General features: G+C 64.1%; 16 protein-coding genes, 1 tRNA gene and 1 pseudogene. 13 read left to right on the forward strand and 5 right to left on the reverse strand.

The window, feature by feature from the left end; genetic code table 11:
- From QN222_RS22470 to QN222_RS22480, 3 genes are all read left to right on the forward strand, one after another.
- The coding region (locus QN222_RS22470) for an alpha/beta hydrolase (RefSeq protein ID WP_283964350.1) at positions 1-177 on the forward strand (177 nt) is incomplete at its 5' end.
- Positions 178-375: 198 nt separating this feature from the next.
- Positions 376-1,251 (forward strand): MBL fold metallo-hydrolase, encoded by an 876-nt coding sequence (locus QN222_RS22475; protein ID WP_283964349.1) that lies wholly within the window; start codon positions 376-378, stop codon positions 1,249-1,251.
- Positions 1,252-1,356: 105 nt separating this feature from the next.
- Positions 1,357-4,971 carry a hydantoinase B/oxoprolinase family protein gene (locus QN222_RS22480; protein WP_283964345.1) on the forward strand — a complete coding sequence of 1,205 codons (3,615 nt, stop codon included), beginning with the start codon at positions 1,357-1,359 and terminating at the stop codon, positions 4,969-4,971.
- A 51-nt stretch (positions 4,972-5,022) separates the two neighbouring features.
- Here QN222_RS22480 and QN222_RS22485 read toward each other — a convergent pair whose 3' ends face one another.
- Positions 5,023-5,928 (reverse strand): LysR family transcriptional regulator, encoded by a 906-nt coding sequence (locus QN222_RS22485; protein ID WP_283964344.1) that lies wholly within the window; start codon positions 5,926-5,928, stop codon positions 5,023-5,025.
- Between the two features lie 117 nt (positions 5,929-6,045).
- On the opposite strand from QN222_RS22485, the gene QN222_RS22490 reads away from it, so the two are divergent.
- On the forward strand, positions 6,046-6,657 hold the full coding sequence (locus QN222_RS22490; protein WP_283964343.1) for a glutathione S-transferase: 612 nt from the start codon (positions 6,046-6,048) through the stop codon (positions 6,655-6,657).
- 124 nt (positions 6,658-6,781) lie between these two features.
- Positions 6,782-7,729, forward strand: coding sequence for a pyridoxamine 5'-phosphate oxidase family protein (locus QN222_RS22495; protein WP_283964342.1), 948 nt, complete (start codon positions 6,782-6,784; stop codon positions 7,727-7,729).
- 45 nt (positions 7,730-7,774) lie between these two features.
- On the opposite strand, the gene selD is transcribed toward QN222_RS22495, so the two are convergent.
- Positions 7,775-8,833, reverse strand: a complete 1,059-nt coding sequence (gene selD / locus QN222_RS22500; protein ID WP_283964341.1) for a selenide, water dikinase SelD — start codon at positions 8,831-8,833, stop codon at positions 7,775-7,777.
- Between the two features lie 38 nt (positions 8,834-8,871).
- Positions 8,872-9,969, reverse strand: coding sequence for a transglutaminase domain-containing protein (locus QN222_RS22505; RefSeq protein ID WP_283964348.1), 1,098 nt, complete (start codon positions 9,967-9,969; stop codon positions 8,872-8,874).
- A 664-nt stretch (positions 9,970-10,633) separates the two neighbouring features.
- On the opposite strand from QN222_RS22505, the gene fdnG reads away from it, so the two are divergent.
- From fdnG to QN222_RS22545, 8 genes and pseudogenes are all read left to right on the forward strand, one after another.
- Positions 10,634-13,720 carry a formate dehydrogenase-N subunit alpha gene (fdnG, locus tag QN222_RS22510; RefSeq protein ID WP_283964340.1) on the forward strand — a complete coding sequence of 1,029 codons (3,087 nt, stop codon included), beginning with the start codon at positions 10,634-10,636 and terminating at the stop codon, positions 13,718-13,720.
- Between the two features lie 13 nt (positions 13,721-13,733).
- Entirely contained in the window at positions 13,734-14,675 is a 942-nt protein-coding gene (gene fdxH / locus QN222_RS22515) for a formate dehydrogenase subunit beta (RefSeq protein WP_283964339.1), read from the forward strand.
- Positions 14,672-15,379 carry a formate dehydrogenase subunit gamma gene (locus QN222_RS22520; RefSeq protein WP_180943128.1) on the forward strand — a complete coding sequence of 236 codons (708 nt, stop codon included), beginning with the start codon at positions 14,672-14,674 and terminating at the stop codon, positions 15,377-15,379. Before fdxH ends, QN222_RS22520 begins: the two co-directional genes overlap by 4 nt.
- A gap of 99 nt (positions 15,380-15,478) precedes the next feature.
- Positions 15,479-16,393: a formate dehydrogenase accessory protein FdhE gene (gene fdhE, locus QN222_RS22525; protein WP_283964338.1), complete on the forward strand. Its 915-nt coding sequence runs from the start codon at positions 15,479-15,481 to the stop codon at positions 16,391-16,393.
- Positions 16,394-16,480: 87 nt separating this feature from the next.
- Positions 16,481-17,893 carry an L-seryl-tRNA(Sec) selenium transferase gene (gene selA, locus QN222_RS22530; RefSeq protein ID WP_283964337.1) on the forward strand — a complete coding sequence of 471 codons (1,413 nt, stop codon included), beginning with the start codon at positions 16,481-16,483 and terminating at the stop codon, positions 17,891-17,893.
- Positions 17,894-17,952: 59 nt separating this feature from the next.
- Positions 17,953-18,717, forward strand: a complete 765-nt coding sequence (locus QN222_RS22535; RefSeq protein ID WP_283964347.1) for a tetratricopeptide repeat protein — start codon at positions 17,953-17,955, stop codon at positions 18,715-18,717.
- Positions 18,714-20,549, forward strand: a pseudogene (selB, locus tag QN222_RS22540) (selenocysteine-specific translation elongation factor); the annotation flags it as partial. The gene QN222_RS22535 and the pseudogene selB, both read left to right, overlap by 4 nt.
- A gap of 123 nt (positions 20,550-20,672) precedes the next feature.
- Positions 20,673-20,768: transfer RNA gene (locus tag QN222_RS22545), tRNA-Sec, on the forward strand.
- Between the two features lie 98 nt (positions 20,769-20,866).
- Here QN222_RS22545 and uxuA read toward each other — a convergent pair.
- Both uxuA and QN222_RS22555 read right to left on the reverse strand, forming a co-directional pair.
- A complete protein-coding gene (uxuA, locus tag QN222_RS22550) occupies positions 20,867-22,054 on the reverse strand; it encodes a mannonate dehydratase (RefSeq protein ID WP_283964336.1) in 1,188 nt (395 codons plus the stop codon).
- 59 nt (positions 22,055-22,113) lie between these two features.
- On the reverse strand, positions 22,114-22,836 hold the full coding sequence (locus tag QN222_RS22555; RefSeq protein WP_283964335.1) for a GntR family transcriptional regulator: 723 nt from the start codon (positions 22,834-22,836) through the stop codon (positions 22,114-22,116).
- Positions 22,837-22,921 lie beyond the last annotated feature (85 nt).

Below are 22,921 nucleotides of genomic sequence, written 5' to 3' on the forward strand. Positions count from 1 at the left end.
ACCCTGATCATCCATGGCGACGACGACCAGATCGTGCCGATCGATGCGGCGGCGCGGGCCTCGAAGACACTCATCCCGCAGGCGGTGCTGAAGGTCTATGCCGGTGCCCCGCACGGCATCACCGACACCCACAAGGATCAGCTCAACCAGGACCTGCTCGAATTTGCGAGATCCTGACATAAGCGTCCGGCGTAATCTTGAAATGACGCAATTCCGGGCGGAAGACTGTCACACACTTTTCCTGGAATTGCTTACCGGTCGCGCCGGACCACCTTTCAATCTTCAGCGCGAAGGATGACGATCATGGCCAGCAATGTTTCTATGCCGCTTTCACCCGCCTCGACCCGCCGCGCCTTTCTCGCGGGCGGCGCCGCGATGGCCGCGGTTCCCTTTCTGCCGAAGCCGGTCTTCGCCGCGACGTACCGCTTCAACCACGGTACCTTCGATATTTCTGTGCTGAGCGACGGCTTCATCACGCTGCCGGTCGAGATTATTCTGCCGGACGCCGCCGAGGATCAACGCGCCGACATCATGAAGCGGCTCGGCGGCGATGCGAAGAGCGCGCCCTTTCAAGCCAATATTCCGCTGATCCGTACGGCAAACGACCTCATTCTCGTCGACACGGGTTCCGGCGATAATTTCCAGGCGAGCGCTGGCAGGCTCGCCGATAACCTCAAGGCCGCGGGCGTCGATCCGGCATCGATCACCAAGGTGGTGTTCACCCATGCGCATCCGGATCATTCCGGCGCCACCGTCACGCCCGAGGGACGCCTCCTCTACCCGAACGCCGATTATTTCGTCAGCACCGCCGAGTGGAGCTTCTGGATGGACCCGAACTACAAGGCCAACATGCCCTCGGCGCTCCATGATTTCGCGCGCGGCGCTCAGCGTGATCTGTCGGCCGTCAGGGAACGCGTCAGACTGGTGAAGCCCGGCGACGAGATCGTCACCGGCATGCGCGTGCTGGACACCCGGGGACACACACCCGGCCACATCTCGCTGGAGCTTGCCGGTTCCGATCCGCTGATCATTACCGGCGACGCGGCAACCAGCAACATCGTCTTCTTCGAGCACCCTGAATGGCACTTCGGCTTCGATACCCAGCCCGAAGTCGCACTCGCGAACCGCAAGGCGCTGATCGATCGCGCCGCCACCGATAGGGCCAGGCTTCTCGGCTATCACTGGGCCTATCCCGGCCTCGGCTATGCCGAGCGCAGGAACGGCGTTTACCGTTTCGTCGCCGCCGAATGACGAATGTGACGTCCGTCCTGCGACGATTGCGGATTGATCTCACGCAGCTTATCCGCTTTCAGTGAAACGACCTGAAAGCGGATAAGGCAAGTGAAGGGGATGACGATGAGCGGAACCGGGACCTGGGACTTCTGGGTGGATCGCGGCGGCACCTTCACCGACGTCATCGGCCGTGACCCCGAGGGCGCACTCCATGCGCTGAAGGTTCTCTCCGAAAACCCCGAGGCCTACCGGGATGCGGCCGTGCATGGCATCCGGCAGCTTCTCGAGCTTCCAGTGGGCGAGGCGATACCGGCCGGCCTGATCGGCGAAGTGCGGATGGGAACGACCGTCGCCACCAACGCGCTTCTCGAGCGCAAGGGCGAGCGGCTGGCGCTGATCACCACGCGCGGTTTCCGCGATGCGCTGAGGATCGGCTACCAGGAGCGCAAGAAGATTTTTGCGACCGAAATCATCAAGCCGGAGGCGCTCTACGAGGATATCGTCGAACTCGATGAGCGCGTGCTGGCGGACGGCTCGATCGAGCGGCCGCTGGACGAAGTTGAAGCGCAGAGTGCGCTCGAAGACTTGAAGGCGAAGGGCTATCGGGCCATCGCCATCGTCTTCATGCACGCCTACAAATATCCCGACCACGAGGCGATGGTGGCGCGGCTTGCGCGCGCGATCGGCTTCGAGCAGCTCTCGGTCAGCCATGAGGTCTCGCCGCTCGTCAAATATGTCGGCCGCGGCGACACCACCGTCATCGACGCCTATCTTTCGCCGGTGCTCGGCCGCTACGTGGCGCAGGTCTCCAATGAACTCGATGTCAAGCGTTCAGGTGCCCGCATCATGTTCATGATGTCGTCCGGCGGCCTGACCGCGGCGGACATGTTCCAGGGCAAGGATGCGATCCTTTCCGGACCGGCCGGCGGCGTCGTCGGCCTTGCGAAGACCGGAGAGGCGGCGGGATTCGATCGCATCATCGGTTTCGACATGGGCGGAACCTCGACCGACGTCGCCCATTTCGACGGCGAGTACGAGCGGGCCTTCGAGACCGAGGTCGCCGGGGTGCGCGTGCGCGCGCCGATGATGCTGATCCATACGGTTGCCGCAGGCGGCGGCTCGATCCTCCATTTCGACGGCGAACGCTTTCGCGTCGGGCCGGATTCGGCCGGCGCCAATCCGGGCCCGGCCTGCTACCGCAACGGCGGACCGCTTGCCGTCACCGACGCCAATGTCATGCTCGGCAAGCTGATGCCGGAATACTTTCCGGCGCTGTTCGGACCGGAGCAGAACGAGCGGCTCGACGTCGAGACCGTGCGGACGCGCTTTGCGGCGCTGGCAAACGAGATCGGCGACGGGCGGAGCGCGGAAGAGGTCGCCGACGGGTTTATCCGCATTGCCGTTGCCAACATGGTCGAGGCGATCAAGAAGATTTCCGTCCAGCGCGGCTACGACGTGACGCGCTATGCGCTGAGCTGCTTCGGCGGCGCCGGCGGCCAGCACGCCTGCCTGGTGGCGGATGCGCTCGGAATGAAGAACATTCTCGTCCACCCGATGTCGGGCCTGCTCTCGGCCTACGGCATGGGGCTCGCGGACATCCGTGCGACGCGGCAGAAGGCGCTTGGCGTCGGGCTCGACGCGGACGCGCCGCCGGCACTGGCGGGGCTCGGCAATGAACTGCGGGAAGAGTGCCTTGCGGAACTCGAGGCACAGGGCATCGCGCCGCATCTCGTCCGCACCTATCTGCGCGCGCATATCCGCTACGCGGGCACGGACACGGCGCTTGCCGTCGAGGCGCGTTTTCCGGACCAGGACGATGCCGCGCGATTGCGCGGAGAATTCGAACTCATGCACAAGCGCCGCTTCGGCTTCGTCGCCGAGAACAAGGCGCTGGTGATCGACGCGGTCGAGGTCGAAACCGTCGGCGGTGGTGCGGCTGAGATGGAGGTCGAGGGCCTCGCCATCGATTCCGGTGCGCCCGATGTCAGCCGGCGAACCCGCTTCTATTCGCAGGGCCAGTTCCACGACGCACCGGTGGCGCTGCGCTACGAGATCAGGCCGGGGCAGAGGCTCGCAGGACCGGCGATCGTCATCGAACCCAACCAGACCATCGTCGTGGAAGACGGCTGGCACGCCGAGCTGACCGCGAAGGACCATATTGTGCTGACACGCATCAAGCCGTTGCCGGAACGCACGGCCATCGGCACCAAGGCCGATCCGGTGATGCTGGAGATCTTCAACAACCTTTTCATGTCGATCGCCGAACAGATGGGCGTCACGCTGCAGAACACCGCCTATTCGGTCAACATCAAGGAGCGGCTCGACTTTTCCTGCGCCGTTTTCGACAACAACGGCAACCTCGTCGCCAATGCGCCGCACATGCCGGTGCATCTGGGATCCATGGATGCGTCCGTCGCGACCGCGATCCGCGAAAACCCCGTGATCCATCCGGGCGACGTGTTCCTGATCAACGCGCCCTATAACGGCGGCACGCACCTGCCGGACCTGACGGTCTGCACGCCGGTCTTCGACGATGCCGGTCGTGAAATCCGCTTCTGGGTCGCAAGCCGCGGCCACCACGCGGATATCGGCGGCATCTCGCCGGGATCGATGTCGCCGCTTGCGACCAATATCGAGGAGGAAGGCGTCTATATCGACAACTTCAAGCTGATCGACCGCGGCCGCTTCTGCGAGGAGGAGTTGGAGAAGCTCTTGAACGGGGCGCGCTATCCGGTGCGCAACATCCTGCAGAACGTCAACGACCTGAAGGCGCAGGTCGCTGCCAACGAGAAGGGTGTCGCGGAACTGAAGAAGATGATCGCCCAGTTCGGCGAGGACGTGGTGGAAGCCTATATGGGCCACGTCCAGGACAATGCCGCCGAAAGCGTGCGCCGCGTGCTCGACCAGCTGCGCGACGGCGAGTTCTCCTACGAAATGGACCAGGGCTGCCGGATCGTCGTGAAGATCTCCGTCGATCGCGAAAACCGGGAGGCGACGGTGGATTTCACCGGCACGTCGGAGCAGCGTGCCGACAATTTCAACGCGCCGGCGCCGGTGACGCGGGCAGCGGTGCTCTATGTCTTCCGGGTGCTGGTCGAGGCCGATATTCCGATGAATGCCGGCTGCCTGCGGCCGATCCGCATCGTCATCCCGGAGGGCACGATGCTGACGCCGCGCTATCCGGCGGCGGTCGTCGCCGGCAATGTCGAGGTCAGCCAGGCCGTCACCAATTGCCTGTTCGGTGCCGTCGAGGCGCAGGCCGCGGCGCAAGGGACGATGAACAATCTCACCTTCGGTAATGCGAACTACCAGTATTACGAAACGATCTGCTCGGGCGCCCCGGCGGGTCCAGGGTATAACGGTGCCGATGCCGTCCACACCCACATGACCAATTCCCGGCTCACCGATCCGGAAATCCTCGAGACGCGTTTCCCGGTGGTGCTGGAGGATTTCCATATCCGCGAAGGTTCGGGCGGTCGCGGAAAATGGTCGGCCGGCAATGGCACCAGGCGCACGATCCGCGCCCGTGAACGGCTGGATTTCGCGATCCTCTCCGGCCACCGCCGTGTCGCGCCCTTTGGGTTGAAGGGGGGGGTGCCGGGCGAACTCGGCCACAACAGCGTCCGGCGCAACGACGGCCGTACCGAGGAGCTGCCGGGTTGTGCTCACACGGTTCTGGAAGCCGGCGAGGCCTTCACCGTCGTGACGCCGACTGGCGGCGGTTATGGAAAGGCGTGAGACTGCTGTTGAAAGAGGCGCGGCTTGCCTTTCCCGTCTCTAAATTAGTCTTCAAGCCTCGGCATTTACGCCCGCGCGGCGCCGAAGGCGCTCGGCCGCGAAATCCACGAAGGCGCGCACACGCGCGGAAACCATGCGGCCCTCCGCGTGCACAATGTGGATCGGTACCGGCGCCCGCTCGTAGTCGGCAAGCACCACCTTGAGCCGGCCTGCCTCTATCTCCGGCGCCACCTGGTATGACTGAAAGCGCGACAGTCCCCAACCGGCGGCCGCGGCAGCTATGGCCGCGTCGTTGGTGTCGACGATGAGGCGGGCGCTGATCGGAACGCGAATGCCGCTGTCACGGCCGAAGAGCCATTCCGAATGGCCGAAGAGGCCCTCCCGGCCGATGATACGGTGATGCGCAAGATCCTGCGGTTCCTTCGGCTCGCCGAAGCGGGCGAAATAATCCGGCGAGCCGCAGAGGACCTGCCTGACCGAACCGACGCGGCGAGCAATGAGGCCCGAGGCGGGAAGCGCCGCAATGCGCACGGCGACATCCAGCCCTTCCTCGACCAGGTTGGTCACCCGGTCGAGGAAGACGGTCTTCACCTGCATGGCCGGGTAGCGATCGAGAAAATCGAGAACGACGGGGAGCACGTGGATGCGCCCGAAAAGGGCGGGCGCCGTCACCGTGAGCAAACCCGCCGGGTGCGTGAAGCTCCCCGCCGCATTGGCCTCCGCCTCGGCAATCTCCGCCAGAATGCGCCGGCAATCGGCCGCGTAGCCTTCGCCCGCCGCAGTCAGCTTCAGCGAACGGGTCGTGCGGACGAGCAGCCGCGTGCCGATCATCTCCTCCAGCCTCGCAATCGCCCGCGTCACCGATGGCGGACTCATGTGCAATATCTTGGCGGCAGGCGCAAACCCGCCACATTCGACGACCTGCACGAAGATCCGCATTGCCTGCCAGCGATCCATCGCCTTCCCGCCTTGCCCATTATTGCGCTCAGTGAAATGGTCTAGTGTTTTTCGAGGTGCTTATCAACTTCGCGTTTAACAATCATCCTGCTGCCGTTCTATTCTCGGGAGGCAGACATGAAGCTCTATTATCACCCGCTGTCCGGCCATGCGCATCGCGCCCGGCTCTTTCTCTCGCTGATCGGCATCGAGCACGAGCTTGTGCTCGTCGATCTCGCCAAGAGGGAGCACAAGGAGCCGCAGTTCCTCGCGCTCAACCCCTTTGGCCAGGTTCCGGTGCTTGATGACGGCGGTACGATCATCTCCGATTCCAACGCCATCCTCGTCTATCTCGCGAAGAAGGCGGGACGCACGGACTGGCTGCCCGAAGACCCCGAGGGCGCGGCCGCCGTTCAGCGCTGGCTTTCGGTCGCCGCCGGCCAGATCGCCCATGGCCCTGCGCAGGCGCGCCTCATCAACGTGTTCAAGGCGCCCTATCGGGCGGAAGAGGTCATTCCCCGTGCCCATGCGATCCTGACGCTGATCGAGGCGGCGCTTGCGGGCCGGAGCTGGATTGCCGCGGAGCGGCCGACCATCGCCGATGTCGCGCTTTACAGCTATGTGGCAAGCGCGCCGGAAGGTGACGTCGATCTTCTGCCCTACCCCAACATCCGCGCCTGGCTGAGCCGCATCGAGGCGCTGCCGGGCTTTGTCGACTTCCAGAAGACGTCCGTCGGTCTGGCAGCCTAGAGCGGGATGAGGAAAGTGTGCGCGGTTTTCCGCCCGCATCCCGCTCTAACTTATTAGAATCGATCACGTTTATGATTTTGGGTCGATTCGACCCAAAATCATCGTGATCTAGGGAGGTCAAATCATGGACAGCCGTCTCCTCGATCCTTCGCCCTGGCATGCGGGCGAGCTTGCGCTGCAGACGCGGTTCGGTGTGGAAGCGCGCATGGACGAGATCGGTCGCCGGGTTCTGCGCGACCATCTGATCGACCAGCACCGCGAATTCTATCCCCTCCTGCCGATGGTGGTGCTGGGGGCGGTCGACCAGGGCGGCGACGTGTGGGCCACGCTCCGGGCGGGGCGCCCCGGCTTCCTCCATGCACCGGACGCTCACCGGCTCACCGTCGAGCTCGCCAGAGAGCCGGCGGATCCGGCCGAGGCAGGCATGGAGGATGGCGCCTCGCTCGCGCTCCTCGGCATCGATCTCGCCACGCGCCGCCGCAACCGGCTGAACGGCACCCTCAGCCGACACCCGCGAGGGTTCGATCTGAGCGTCGGCCAGAGCTTCGGCAACTGCCCGAAATACATCCAGCTCCGCCAGGTGCAATTCGTTCGCGATCCGTCGGAGCCGCCGGCCGTGCCCCCCACCTGGAGCTCAGAGCTCGACGCACCCGCCCGCGCCCTGATCCGGCAAGCGGACACGTTCCTCGTCGCCACCTATGCGGACCTGCCCGCCGGACGGCAGGTGGACGTTTCCCATCGCGGCGGCCGCGCGGGATTCGTGCATGTCGGCGAAGACGGCTGGCTGACGATCCCGGATTTCGTCGGCAACCGCTTCTTCAACACGCTCGGCAATATCGCGGTTAATCCGCGCGCCGGGCTCGTCTTCCCGGACTTTTCGACGGGCGGCCTGCTGCAAATGACCGGCGCGGCCGAGGTCATGTTCGATCACCCTGCTGGCAAGGGTCTCGAAGGGGCAGAGCGCTACTGGCGGTTCCGTCCGCGCCGCATCGTCTGGCGACCGGATGCGCTGCCGATCCGCTACGTTCTTGCCGAATGGTCACCCTTCGTGCTCGCCACCGGCACCTGGTAGCGTTTGCCTTCGCATGGCGTCGTTTGAACCGGTGTGATCAGACGGTCAGGCGATGACGCGCAAGCCTGGCTCGCCGTCCTCGACCGCGCCGATGATGCGCGCGGCGGGATAACCCGCGGCGACGATCTCTTCGAGCAGCGCACCCGCCTGATCCGCGCGGCATGACACGAGAAGACCGCCGGAGGTTTGGGGGTCGGTCAGGATGTGGCGCCGCCATGCCGGGAGATCGTCCGGCAGCACCACGGCCGTGCCGTAGCTTGCCCAGTTCCGGTGCGATGCGCCGGTCACGAAGCCTTGCTCTGCGAGTTCTCTACACCGGGCGAAGAGCGCGATGGCGTCCGCGTCAATCGCAATCCGCCTGTTCGACCCTCGCGCCATCTCGAGTGCGTGGCCGAGAATACCGAAACCGGTGACGTCCGTGACGGCATGGACGTGGGGATGTTTGGCCAGTTCTGCGCCGACACGGTTCAGGAGCGTCGTCGATTGGATGAGTTCGGCATAGGCATCCGCTGGCAGCGCGCCCTTCTTGAAGGCGGCCGAATAGATTCCGACACCCAGCGCTTTCGTCAGGATCAGCACGTCGCCGGCGCGCGCGCCGCTGTTGCGGCGAATATTGGCGGTCGAGCCCGTGCCGATCACCGCCAGGCCATAGATCGGCTCCGGGGAATCGATCGAGTGGCCGCCTGCGACCGGAATGCCGGCCTCGGCGCAGATGGCGCTGCCGCCCTTAAGGATTTCCCGCACCATTTCGGCCGGCATCTTGTCGATCGGCATGCCGAGGATGGCGAGCGCCATGATCGGCTTTCCGCCCATGGCATAGACGTCGGAGATGGCGTTGGTCGCGGCGATCCGGCCGAAATCGAAGGGGTCGTCGACCATCGGCATGAAAAAATCGGTGGTGGCGATCACGCAGGTCTCATCGTCGAGCTGCCAGACGGCGGCATCGTCCCCCGTTTCGGTGCCGACGATGAGCCGGGAGAACGGGCTGCCCGCAGGCTGATCGGCAAGCAATTGCTGCAGGACCGATGGCGCCAGCTTGCAGCCGCAGCCGCCGCCATGGGCAAGTGCCGTCAGGCGGAGCGATGTCGCGCTCGAACTATCCATAAGGGCCTCCAAATGTCTTCACAAAGACCAGCACTCGGTCAGACGAAAATTTCGCGGGAACGGATCGAGTATTTGAACGCATCGGGCTCGAGGCAATCGAGTCTTGCCGACGCGACTTCCGCCTGCGGATACATCAGGAAACCGATGTCCGGTCCGGACGCTCCGGGCAGCGCCACGTCGCGCAGATCGTTGTATGCGATCCAGTTGCCCTCCCAGGCGCCAAACAAGGTTTCGCGTGCCGCCACCACCTTGCGATCACCGGCGGCGAGCCCTCCCTCTGCTTCCTCGAGCATGACCTTTCTGACGTCGGCGGGATCGACGGGCACCCAGCCGAAACCGGAAAGATAGACTTCCGCGCGGCAGTGCTGGGCCTTGGTGACGATCTCGTTCTTCGCTCCGAGACTCGTGTAGCCGAATTTCGACGGTGCCACGCGCACGCCGTAAAGGTCGCGTGCAGGCAGGCCCGCAGCCCGCGCCAGGCCGACAAAGAGCGGATTGATGTCGGCGCACTTCCCGCCAAGATCGCCGCTCTTCAGCATGGCCACGACATCACCGGTGCCGCAGCCGCGGGTCGCGGCCCGGCGGTAGGTGTTGGCAACCACCCAATCGTAGATCAGCCGCGCCTTTTCGACGTCGTCGGTGACCGATCCGACAATCCGGTCTGATGTTTCCTTCACGATACCGTCGGTCGGAACCAATGGCGTTCCGGTGAGATATCGGGCGCGCTCGGTGGGGGTAAGTGGCGCGGCTGCCGTCGGTTTCGTAAGGTCGACGGCCCGGTCGCGCGTGGCGACATGGCTGACGATCTCGACGGCAGGCGCCGAAACGCTGGCGTTCCAGACAACGAGAAGCATATCGCCCTGGACGGCGTCGCTCGAAACGATCCTCGCCTCGGTGGCGTTGCTCGTCCAGGCGCTGGTGCCGGGCCGGTTCCAGCCATTGCCGGCGAGCGCTGGCAACGGAATCCAGGCCCGCGCGCCGCCTTCGGCGCCGGAAAGCTCGATGCGCGTCGTGATTTCGAAGGTCCGCCATGGGCCGGGTTCGGGCGCAAAGGCGGAATTTGCGAAGGAGATCTTCGGTAAGGCGGCGGTTGCCGAAAGCGCGGCGCCCAGCTTCAGAATTTCGCGACGGTACATCATCATTTGTCCTCCCGATTGACCGAATGAATCCCCCGGGCGGCACTACTGCATGTCTCCTCAAATCGACCTCGGTTTAAGGACAAAGACATGCAGCAATTCAAAGTGCTGCAGCGACCTTTGCGTGTCTGATAAGACGCGCGGCGCTGTAGGCGTGCATCGCCCGCGAAAAGGTGTGGTCGTGCGCCGTTTTGCCGGCACGCGGCGCGTTCTGAATACTGCAGGAAATGGGTTGGGCGCAGGTCGAAACGGTCCACGCCCCCGGGGACGGCGAAAACGACAGCCAAGTGCGCAATGCCCCGAACCTCGGGAGCGGCGTGCAAGCCCATAGTGTTATTATGGTTGATCCGGGTGAGAGCGTCAATTTGCGCGGAAACAGTCGCCAGCAACGATCAAGTGGGGTTCACGGAGATGTGAGAGAAAACGCCGGAACATCGATGCGGTCCGATTGTGTTCGCCGCCGTTAATACACGCGCGTGTCAATTTAGATGTAAGTGGAATATCATGTTCGCGATTTGTAGTTCTTATCGATTTGACAACGGGATAGGGAGGATTAAGATTTAAACTTGCAGGGCCGATTTTACGTCTTTCTTGTCAGAGAGGCGGACCCAAGTTTTCCGGCATGCCCTCGTCGGCAAGGCCGGTTTCAGGGAGGTGTCATGTTATGAACGTGGAACTCTCGCGGCGCCAATTCCTGGGTGCCGTCGGTGCCGGAGCGGCGGCTACGGCGCTCGGATCGCTGGGCTTCGGTGAGATCGAGGCCGCGCATGCCGCAGCGATCCGCCCCTTCAAGCTCGTGAGCACGACCGAAACCCGCAACACCTGTCCGTACTGTTCCGTCGCCTGCGGCGTCATCATGTATTCGAAGGGCGACCGGACGAAGGGCGAGCGGGCTGAGATCATCCATCTGGAGGGTGACACCGACCATCCGACCAATCGCGGTACGCTCTGTCCGAAGGGCGCGGCGTTGCTCGGCTTCGTCAATTCCGAAACGCGGCTGAAATATCCGATGATCCGGAAACCGGGCTCGGACAAGTTCGAGCGGGTCAGTTGGGACGAGGCCCTTGACCGGGTCGTCCGCCTGATGAAGGACGACCGCGACGCCAATTTCATCGAGAGGAATGACGCCGGCGTGCCGGTGAACCGGTGGATAACGACCGGCTTCCTCGCAGCCTCGGCGACAACGAACGAAACCGCATGGGAGACCTACAAGGTCGTCCGCAGTGCCGGGATGCTGGTCTTCGACAACCAAGCGCGTGTCTGACACGGCCCCACGGTAGCCAGTTTGGCTCCAACATTCGGCCGCGGCGCAATGACCAACTCCTGGACGGACATCAAGAACACCGACCTGGTGATCATCATGGGCGGCAATGCCGCCGAAGCGCATCCGTGCGGCTTCAAATGGGTGACGGAGGCCAAGGCCAATCGCGGCGCGAAGCTGATCGTCGTCGATCCACGCTTCACCCGCTCCGCGTCGGTCGCCGATTTCTATGCGCCGATCCGCCAGGGCACCGACATCGCCTTCCTGCTCGGCGTGATCAACTACTGCATCCAGAACGACAAGGTGCAGTGGGATTACGTCAAGGCTTTCACCAATGCCAGCTACATCGTCAAGGACGGCTTCGCCTACAAGGACGGGCTGTTCACCGGCTATGACGAGGAAAAGCGCGACTACGACAAATCGACCTGGGAATATGTGATCGGGCCCGACGGCTATGCGACCGTAGACGACACGCTGGCGAACCCGCGCTGCGTATGGAACCTGCTCAAGGAGCACGTTTCCGTCTACACACCCGAAATGGTCGAGCGCATATGCGGCACCCCGAAGGACAAGTTCCTGAAGGTGGCCGAAATGATCTCGGAATGCTCGTCGCCGACCAAGGTGATGACCTCGATGTACGCGCTCGGCTGGACGCAGCATTCGAAGGGCTCGCAGAATATTCGCTCCATGGCGATGCTGCAGTTGATCCTCGGCAATATCGGCATGCGCGGCGGCGGCATGAATGCGCTGCGCGGCCATTCGAACATCCAGGGCCTCACCGATATCGGGCTGATGTCGAACCTGCTGCCGGGTTACCTGACACTGCCGACTGACAAGGAGGCCGATCTCGAGACCTATATGTCGACGCGCGGCTTCAAGCCGCTCCGACCCAACCAGATGAGCTACTGGCAGAACTACCGGAAGTTCTTCGTCAGTTTCCAGAAGGCGATGTGGGGCACAGCGGCGACGCCGCAAAACAGTTTCGCGTATGACTGGCTGCCGAAGCTCGACCTGCCCGGCTACGACATGCTGCGCGCCTTCGAGCTCATGAACCAGGGCAAGATGACGGGCTACTTCTGCCAGGGCTTCAATCCGTTGCTTGCGGCCCCGAACCGGAAGAAGCTGACGGATTCGCTGTCGAAGCTTAAATTCCTCGTCACCATGGACCCGCTCGACACCGAGACATCGCGTTTCTGGGAGAACCATGGCGAGTACAACGACGTCGATCCTTCGCAGATCCAGACAGAGGTCATCCAGTTGCCCTCCACCTGTTTTGCCGAAGATGAGGGGTCGCTCACCAATTCCAGCCGCTGGCTGCAATGGCACTGGCCGGGCGGCACGCCTCCGGGCGAGGCAAAGAACGACAACTGGATCATGGCGCAGATCCATATGCGGCTGAAGGAGCTCTACCGCAAGGAAGGCGGAAAGTTCCCGGATCCGATCGTCAATCTCGACTGGGCCTATGCCGATCCGAACGAGCCGACGGCGGAAGAGCTCGCCAAGGAGCTCAACGGCAAGGCGCTTGCCACGGTCTACGATACCGCCGATCCGACAAAGGTCCTGGCGGAGGCTGGCCAGCAGTTGCCCGCTTTCGCGGCGCTGCGCGACGACGGTTCGACCACGTGCGGCTGCTGGATCTTTTCCGGCTGCTTCAACGAGAACGGCAACAACATGGCCCGTCGGGACACGTCGGACCCGGATGAAACCGGCGCCTATTCCAAATGGGCGTTCTCGTGGCCGGCGAACCGCCGCATCCTCTACAACAGAGCCTCGGCGGATGTGAACGGCAAGCCATGGGATCCGAGCCGCAAGCTGATCGAATGGGACGGCGCGAAATGGGCAGGCTACGATGTGCCCGATATTGCGCCGACGGCGAAGCCTGGTGAGGTTGGGCCGTTCATCATGAACCCGGAAGGCGTCTCGCGCCTTTTCACCAGGGGCATGATGCGCGACGGCCCGTTCCCGGCGCACTACGAGCCCTTCGAATCACCGCTCGGCAATCTGGTTGCGCCGAACATACGCGGCAATCCCGCGGCGCGGGTATTCAAGGGCGATCTCGAGCAGTTTGCCGAGACCGCCTCGGAAGAGTTCCCCTATGCGGCGACGTCCTACCGCCTGACGGAGCACTTCCACTACTGGACCAAGCACGTCCACGTGAACGCCGTGCTGCAGCCGGAGTTCTTCGTCGAGATATCGGAGGAACTGGCGGCGGAGAAAGGCATCACCGGAGGCGGCTGGGTGCACGTCTGGTCGAAACGCGGTTCGATCGAGGCCAAGGCCCTCGTGACCAAGCGGATCAAGCCTCTGATCTGCGACGGCAAACCGGTCCACGTCATCGGCATACCGTTGCATTGGGGCTTTACCGGCGCGGCCAGGAAGGGTTTCGGCCCCAACTCGCTGACGCCGTTCGTCGGGGACGCCAACATCGAGACGCCGGAATACAAGGCGTTCCTGGTCAATATCGAGCCCATTGCCGGGCCGGTGGCTTGAGGAGGCTAGAACCATGTTCCCGCCCGTCCCAAATCCCAGCACCGGACCTCAAAACCCGAAGTTCGGCGAAAACGACCTGATGCGACGCTCGGCGTCGAGCGTGACGCCGCCCGCCGAGCGCCAGACCGAAGTGGCCAAGCTCATCGATGTCTCGAAGTGCATTGGCTGCAAGGCTTGCCAATCCGCCTGCATCGAGTGGAACGACACCCATCCCGAGATCGAGGAGAACACGGGCGTCTTTGAAAACCCGCACGATCTGACGCCGGATATGTTCACGCTGATGCGGTTCACCGAGTGGGAGAACCCGGAGACGAACAATCTCGAATGGCTGATCCGCAAGGACGGCTGCATGCATTGCGAGGACCCGGGCTGCCTCAAGGCGTGCCCGGCACCCGGCGCCATCGTGCAATATTCGAACGGCATCGTGGACTTCGTCCACGAGAACTGCATCGGCTGCGGCTATTGCATCAAGGGATGCCCGTTCAACATTCCGCGGATCTCGCAGGTCGATCACACGGCCTACAAATGCACGCTCTGCTCCGACCGCATCGCCGTCGGCCAGGGGCCGGCCTGCGCCAAGGCATGCCCGACGCAGGCAATCGTCTACGGCACCAAGGAGGAGATGAAGAAGCATGCCGAAGGGCGCATCACCGACCTGAAGTCCCGCGGCTTTGCCAATGCCGGCCTTTACGATCCGCCGGGCGTCGGCGGCACGCATGTCATGTATGTGCTGCACCACGCCGACAAGCCGGAGATTTACGCCGGTCTGCCCAACGACCCGAGGATCAGCCCGATCGTCGAGGCCTGGAAGGGGGTCACCAAATATGCCGGCCTAGCCGTCATGGGCGTCGCGGCGGTCACCGGCTTCCTGCATTACATGGTCAACGGCCCCAACCGCGTTACCGAAGAGGACGAGGAGGCCGCTGAGCGGCTCACGGGAGATCGTTCCTCATGAGTACCACCACGGAAAATGACACCGGCAAGAGCAACAGCGTGCATGCCGGCAAGCCTGTCACGGTGGATCGTTACACCGGAGGCGCGCGGATCAATCACTGGATCACCGCCGGCAGCCTCGTGCTGCTCGCGCTTTCCGGCCTGTCCCTCTTCCACCCGCGGCTTTTCTTCCTGTCGGCGCTGTTCGGCGGGGGCCAACTGGTGCGCGCCATCCACCCGTGGATCGGCGTCGTGCTGTTCTTCAGCTTCCTCGGTCTGTTCCTGCGTTTCTGGAAGCTCAATCTCTGGAAACGCGAGGACGGCACCTGGCTTGCACGGGGGCGCGATGTGCTGACCGCGCACGACGAACGCCTGCCCGAGATCGGCAAGTACAATGCCGGGCAGAAGCTCGTCTTCTGGTCCATGTCGATCCTGATCATCGTTCTGATCGCGTCCGGTGTCGTCATATGGGATGAGTATTTCGCGGCTTTCACCACGATCGAGCAGAAGCGATGGGCGGTCCTCGTCCACTCGATCGCCGCCATCCTCGCGATCAGCGTCTGGATCACCCATGTCTATGCAGCGATCTGGGTAAAGGGTACGATACGTGGGATGGTACGCGGCTCCGTGACCGGCGGCTGGGCTTGGCGGTACCACCGCAAATGGTTGCGCGAACTGGTCGCCAAGCCGCATGCGAAAGACGAAAAGACGACCGCAGCCGAATAGGGCGGGACGAGGGAAGTGTGGGCGGTTTTCCGCCCGCATCCCGCTCGAAACCAAGTTTCAGGGTTATCACGTGGCCCGTCGGGTTCGTGAGGGAGTGTGATGAAACGCAAAGACGCAGCAGCGCCGGATCCCACCGCCATTGGAGATGTCTCGTCGCCGCCCTTTGCGCGCCTGCCTGATCCCGCTTCGCTTTTCTCCGCCCGATCGCAGCGCCTTCGCCAACTGGCCGAAGCGAGCGAGCTTGCGCCCTATCTCAACTTCTTAGCCGGCCTTTCGCTGGCTCAACATGATATCCAGGGCGGCCTCCCGCCTGCCGACGGCCCGGACGCCGCCGCGCTCACACGCGCCCGAGAGTTCGAGATGCCGCCGATCCATCGCCATGGGATGGAGGGCGAAGCGCTCAACACAATATTCGACCGTCTGTTCGCAGCCGCTGACGCAATCGAAAAACCGGTGCCGGCCGCCGCCGCGCTGGCACGCGTCGCCGCCGCCGATCGGCAAGAGCGTCTCGTCATGGCCGATACCGTTCTCTCCGGCGCATTGCCCCCGGACGCGATTGCGGAACACATTTTCGTCTGGGTGGGGCTTCAGGTGCATTTCGCTCGCCTCGCGTCGCTTCTCGACGCCAAGAAACTGACGCCCGTCGCCGACGGCGTTTGCCCGTCATGCGGCGGCAAGCCGGTATCGTCCATGGTCGTCGGCTGGCCGGGTTCGCACGGCGCGCGGTTCTGCTCCTGCTCGCTGTGCTGTACCTACTGGCACTATGTCCGGATCAAGTGCGTGCTTTGCGGCTCCACCAAGGGGATCTCCTATCGCGAGATCGAGGACCAGGGCGGGACCGTCAAGGCCGAGACCTGCGACGAATGCAATGGCTGGACGAAGATTTTCTACCAGAACAAGGAGCCGGCGGCAGAACCGACCGCCGACGATGTTGCAAGCCTCGGCCTCGATCTCCTGATGCGCGAGGGTCCCTATCGCCGGGGCGGATTCGCGCCGCTGCTGGCCGGCTTCTAGAGCGGGATGACGAATGCGCGGTTTTCCGCTTGCATCCCGCTCTACCTAGAGAATGCGGTAGCACTTTGAACTGCTGGGAGGACTTTGATGGATGCCAATGTCCGGTTGCGTGACATCCCGTCGGTGGACGAGCTCCTGAGATCGGCCATCCTCGTCGAGGCGGTCGAATGCTTCGGCCGACCGGCCGTTACCGAGGCCCTGCGGAAAGTCCTCGCCACGACCCGGGACGAAGTGCGCAAAGGTGGAGAAGTGCCTCCTTCGGGCGCCATCATCGCGACCGCTGTCGCCGCGCTCGAGGAGAATGATCGATCGACGCTCCGCCCCCTGTTCAATCTGACTGGGACGGTGCTCCACACCAATCTCGGACGGGCGCTGCTGGCCGAGGCGGCGATCGATGCCGCGACGGCGGCGATGCGCGAGGCGGTGGCGCTCGAGTTCGACCTCGAGAGCGGTAAGCGCGGCGAAAGAGACGATCACCTGCGGGCGCTGATATGCGAGCTGACCGGTGCGGAGGATGCGACCGTCGTCAACAACAATGCCGCGGCCGTGCTTCTGGTGCTGAACAGTCTCGCGGCAGGCAGGGAGGCGATCGTCTCGCGCGGCGAGCTGATCGAGATCGGCGGCGCGTTCCGCATGCCGGACATCATGCTGCGCTCCGGCGTCCGCCTCGTCGAGGTTGGCACCACGAACCGCACCCACGCGAGGGACTATCGCGACGCCATCGGTCCCGAAACCGGCCTGATCATGAAAGTCCACACCTCCAACTATCGCATCGAAGGTTTTACCAAGGAGGTCGGCGCGCGGGAGCTTGCCGGCATCGCCCACGAACGCGGACTGCCGCTCGTCAATGACCTCGGTTCGGGCACGCTTGCCGATCTCGAGCGCTTCGGGCTTGCGCATGAACCGACCGTTAGCGAAGCGGTCGCCGACGACGCCGACATTGTCACTTTCTCTGGCGACAAGCTGCTCGGCGGACCGCAGGCCGGCTTCATCGTCGGGCGCAGCGCCTTCATTGAAAAGATCAACAGCAACCCGATGAAACGCGCGCTCAGGGTCGACAAGATCCGCCTTGCGGCGCTGGAAGCGACGCTCAGGCTCTATCGCGACCCGGATCGCCTGGGCGAGCGGCTTCCGACCATGCGGTTGCTTTCCCGTCCGAAGACGGACATCGGCGATCAGGCGGCGCGACTGGCACCCATGGTAGAGCGCGCGCTGAAGGGCGCATTCCGCGTTTCCGTCGTGGATTGCGAAAGCCAGATCGGCTCCGGCGCCCTGCCGCTCTCCACGGTGCCAAGCGCGGGGCTCGCCTTGACGCCGCATTCGGGCAGCGGGCGCACGCTTGCCGACCTGGCCGCGGCCATGAGGCGTCTGCCGATGCCGGTAATCGGCCGTATCGAGCGCGGGTCGCTCATCCTCGATTTGCGCTGCCTCGAGGACGAGGACGGTTTCGTCGCTAATCTGGCGCATCTCGATCCGCCGAGCGAAGGACCGTCGTCGTGAGTCTTTTCAGCCGCCTCTTGCGAAGAACGACCGGGAGCGATCAATCCGGCGAGGCGCCGATGGAGAAAGCGCTCGCCGCTGCCCGCAGCGGCGACTACGAGACTGCACTTGCGATCTGGATGCCCTTGGCGCGGGCGGGAAATCCGCGGGCGCAGAACAATATCGGCGCATGTTTTGCTGGTGGACTGGGCGTCGCCCGCGATGCCGACCTTGCCTATCGCTGGCTCAGTCTCGCCGCCGAGGCCGGCGATCCGGTCGGTGAGCGCAACCTTGCCTCGCTGCTCTTCAAGGGCGAGGGGATCGCACCGGATTATCAAAGGGCGGCGGCGCTCTACCGCAAGGCAGCCGAACAGGATGACGCCGAGGCTCAGGACATGCTGAGCTGGATGCTTCTGGAGGGCGAGTTGGTAGAGCCCGACTTTGCGGAAGCGCACCGCTGGGCGCTCGCTGCCGCGAAGAACGGTTCCGCAGCGTCGATGACGCGGCTAGGCATGCTCTATCACAATGCCATCGGCGTCGCGCGCGATCCGATCGAGGCGGTCTACTGGTGGGGGCTTGGCGCGCGCGCCGGCGACGCCGACGGGCAGGCGATGCTTGGCGCGGCCTATCATCTGGGACGCGGCATCACCCGCGATCCCGTCGAAGCCTTCGCCTGGCTCTTGAGGGCGCGTGAAGCTGGCAGCGCGCTGGCGACGCCATTTTTCGACGTCGTGCGTGACGGGCTCAACGCGGAGGAACTGACGGAGGCCGAACGCCGCGCTGCGATGCCGCTGTCCGAGACGGCGGATCCATCCCAGCCGGCCAGCGAGAGGAAAGAAACGTGATCGTCGGCACCGCCGGTCATATCGACCATGGCAAGACGTCGCTGATCGGCGCGCTGACCGGTGTCGACACCGACCGGCTGAAGGAGGAAAAGGACCGCGGCATTTCGATCGAGCTCGGCTTTGCCTACATGCCGGTCGAGGGCGCGGAGGCGCTCGGCTTTGTCGACGTCCCGGGCCACGAGAAATTCATCCACACCATGCTGGCCGGCGCCGGCGGCATCGACTTCGTGCTCCTGGTGGTCGCAGCCGACGATGGCGTCATGCCGCAGACCCGCGAGCATCTGGCGATCGTCGATCTTCTCGGCATCGAACACGGCATCGTCGCCATCACCAAGGCCGATCTCGTGGCGGAAGATCGCCTTCAAGAAGTCGAACGGCAGATGCGAGATGCGCTTGCCGGCACGGCGCTCGCCGATATTTCGATGATCCCGGTTTCGGCGCTGTCGGGCAGGGGCGTGGCGCCGCTTCGTGACGAAATAGTCGGTGCGGCACGTCGCTTCGCGCGACGGCAGGCAAGCGGGCGCTTCCGGCTGGCCGTCGATCGCTCCTTCACCATCCAAGGCGTCGGCACGGTGGTCACCGGAACCGTGCTTTCAGGACAGGTGTCGCTGGAGGATCATGTCACCATCAGCCCCGCCGGCCTCAACGCACGGGTGCGGTCGATCCATGCGCAGAACAGGCCAAGCGAAACCGGCCGCGCGGGCGATCGCTGCGCGCTGAACCTCGCTGGTCCCGGCATCACGAAAAGGGCGGTCAGTCGCGGCGACATGGTCTGCGACCAAAGTCTGCATGCGCCGACGAGCCGGATCGACGCTACGCTGCGCGTGCTCGGCTCTGAACCCAGGGCGATCGGCCACTGGTTCCCGGTGCGGCTTCATCATGCCTCGGTGGAAGTCGGAGCGCGGATCGTCCTGCTGGCCGAAGAGCCGGTCGTGCCTGGAGCGCGCACGCTGGTCCAGCTGGTGCTGGAGCGGCCGATCGCGGCGGCGGCCGGCGACCGCTACGTTGTTCGCGACACCTCAGCGCGCCGCACGATCGGCGGCGGTCGGTTCCTGGATCTGCGCGCGCCGGCACGCAAGCGCCGTACCCCGGAACGGATGGCGCAATTCGAGGGCCACGCCCTGACCGAGCCGAAGCAGGCGATCGAGGCGCTGCTTGCCGCGCCGCCGTTTTATCTCGACCTCGGCGCCTTCGCCCGCGACCGGGCGATTGCAGCAACGGACATGCCCGCGCTGACGCAAGCGCTAGGCGTCGTGCAACTGCCGCTGGAGGCGACGACGCTTGCCATGTCCGAGACGAGTTGGGAAAAATTCCGCAACGATATCCTTGCCCGGCTCGAGGCCTTCCACGCCGACAATCCGGACCTTCTGGGGATGGGTGTCGAGCGGCTGCGCACGCAGGCGGAGCTTCGCTTGCCGGTGCCGGCCTTTCGGGCGGCGCTGCAGGCCCTCGCGCGACCGGGAGAGATCGCGCTCGACGGAGCCTGGGTCCGGCTTGCCGACCACCGGGTGACGATGACCCTGGCTGACGAACGGCTCTGGCACGATATCGCGCCTCTGCTCGACGGATCCGAGCGGTTCCGCCCGCCACGGGTGCGCGATATCGCCGGATTGCTGGCGGTGCCCGAGGCGCAGGTGCGCCGGCTCATGAAGCTCGGCAGCCGCATGGGCAAGGTGCATGAGGTGGCGCACGATCATTTCTTCCTGCGCGAGGTGGTGGCGGAGATGGTCGCGGTGATCGCCGAGATCAGCACGGCCGCCGACAAGGGCTGGTTCACGGCGATGCAGTTCCGCGATCGTCTCGAAAACGGCCGCAAGGTTGCGATCCAGATCCTCGACTTCTTCGACCGTCACAGCGTCACGCTCAGGCGCGGCGACATGCGCCGTCTCAATCGCAACCGACTGGACCTTTTCGGCAATTTGTCGAATGGTGTGAGCGACAAGGCGGGTGTTTCAGGAGGAGATTCGTCCCCGGTGGGGCGTCCGGACTTCAAATCCGGGAGGGGTCGAGAGACGGCCTTTGGTGGGTTCGACTCCCACTCTCTTCCGCCATCATCCGGCTCGGCGGGAAGCTCCCGCTGACTGCTGCATGATCCCTTAGATGAATCATGCAGCAGTCAGACGACGCTTGGCGTCCGTTCGAGGATCGATCAGGTCGGCGGCGCGCCGAGCGCGTGAAGGATGCCGCGCAGTTCCGCAAGACCGCGCAGACGGCCGATCGCCGGATAGCCCGGCGTGACGGTCTTCTGCAGATCGTCGAGCATCCGGTGGCCATGGTCCGAGCGGAACACGATGGTGTCTTCCGCTCCCCGGCGCTTGTCTTCGGCAACGAGCTCCTTCAGCACATCGACCATCGAGACGTCGCCTTCGAGGTGCGCGCTTTCATGGAAGCTGCGGCCGTCGCCTTCGCGGGTGGTGGCGCGAAGATGGGCGAAATGGATGCGCGAGGCAAAACGCCGGGCGATCTTCGGCAGGTCGTTGTCGGCCCTGACGCCGAGGCTTCCGGTGCAGTAGCACATGCCGTTCGCTTCCGAGGGCACGGCGTCGAACAGCGCGGCGTAGTCGGCTTCGGTCGAGGCGATGCGCGGCAGGCCGAAGAGCGGACGGGGCGGATCGTCCGGATGAAGCGTAAGCTTGACGCCGCGCGCTTCCGCCGCCGGCGTCACGGCCTCAAGAAATTCGATCAGATGCTGGCGCAGGCGCGCCGCGTCGATCTCCCGGTAGACTGCAAGCCGCTCGCGGAAGGCGGGGATCGTCAGCGGTTCGGTGGTTGAGCCGGGGAGCGCGGAAGTGATGATGCGGGTGATCTCGGCGATCTCCTCCTCCGGCATCGAGCGGAAGACCGCCTCTGCCCGCTCGCGGTCCTCCTGCGAGTATTCGCTCTCGGCGCCGGGTCGTTTCAAGACGAAAAGTTCGAAGGCCGCGAAGCGCTCATGGTCGAAGCGCATCGCGGTCGCGCCCGTCGGCGTGACGAAGTCGAGCTCGGTGCGGGTCCAGTCGACGACCGGCATGAAGTTGTAGCAGATGATCTTGATGCCGCAGGCGGCGACAGCCTCGAGGCTGGCAATCCAGGCTTCGATCTGGGCCTTTGCTTTACCACCCTCACGCTTGACCAGATCGGGGATCGGGATGCTCTCGACGACCGACCATTTGAGTGGCGTACGGCCGGCAGGCGTGGTCTCGATGAGCGACTGGCGCTCGCGCACGGCCTTTTCGGTCCAGGCTTCGCCGATCGGCACCTGATGCAGCGCCGAGACGACATTGGTCGCGCCCGCCTGACGCACATCGTCCAACGTGACCGGCGCATCCGGCCCAAACCATCTCCAGCCTTGCCGCATATTGGTGTTCCTCCTGTCAGTCTTGAATCTTTGTTAGGGTCGTCACGGACAGCCGGTGTTCAGCTGAAATAGCCCGGATAGAGAAGCCTCAGTTCGTCAATGTCGGGAATGACGGCGCTCAGGTGATCCATCATCGCGCCGCGCGCACGGTCCGTATCGTGGGCCGCGATGGCGTCGCGGATCGTCGTATGCTCCTCGATGACGCTGTCCATGCGGCCGAGCACTGGCAGCGTCAGACGCCGGGCGCGGTCGATCTGCAGCTTTACCGTCTTCAGGATGTTCCAGATGCCCGGATAGCCGGCGATTGCCGAGATGGCCTCGTGGAAGGCCTCGTCCTGTTCATGGAACTGCGATGGTTCATTGAGCGTTGCGTGGACGCGCTGGCGGGCGATGATCGCATCGAGCCTGGCGATATCGTTGGCGCTGGCGATCTCGGCGGCGTGTTCGACCGTCGTGCGCTCCAGCGATTTGCGGATGACGACGGCTTCGGGAATGGCGGAGACCGGAATGCGCGACACGAAGGTCCCAGACTGCGGGAAGATTTCGACGAGCCCGGCTTCGGCCAGCCTTAAAAGCGCCTCGCGCACCGGCGTGCGGCTGACGCCGAACTCCTCGGAAATGCGCTTCTCCTGCAGCGCGACGCCCGGCTTCATCTGCAGCGAAAGGATCGCGGCATGGAGCTGCTCATAGATCGCCGACGCCGACGTCACCCGGCGAATCCTGGCGCCGCCTGACGCTGCGAAAGTCGGCGAGGACACATCCGGGCGTTGGCGTTTCGACATGGAGGCGAATTCCATCTGTTGACTCGGTTTTGGATACTAGTATATCAATTCATTCAGGTTGCCAATATGGATGAGGGAAGGGAGG

The sequence above is a fragment of the Sinorhizobium sp. 6-70 genome (assembly GCF_030124375.1).
Lineage (GTDB): Bacteria > Pseudomonadota > Alphaproteobacteria > Rhizobiales > Rhizobiaceae > Sinorhizobium.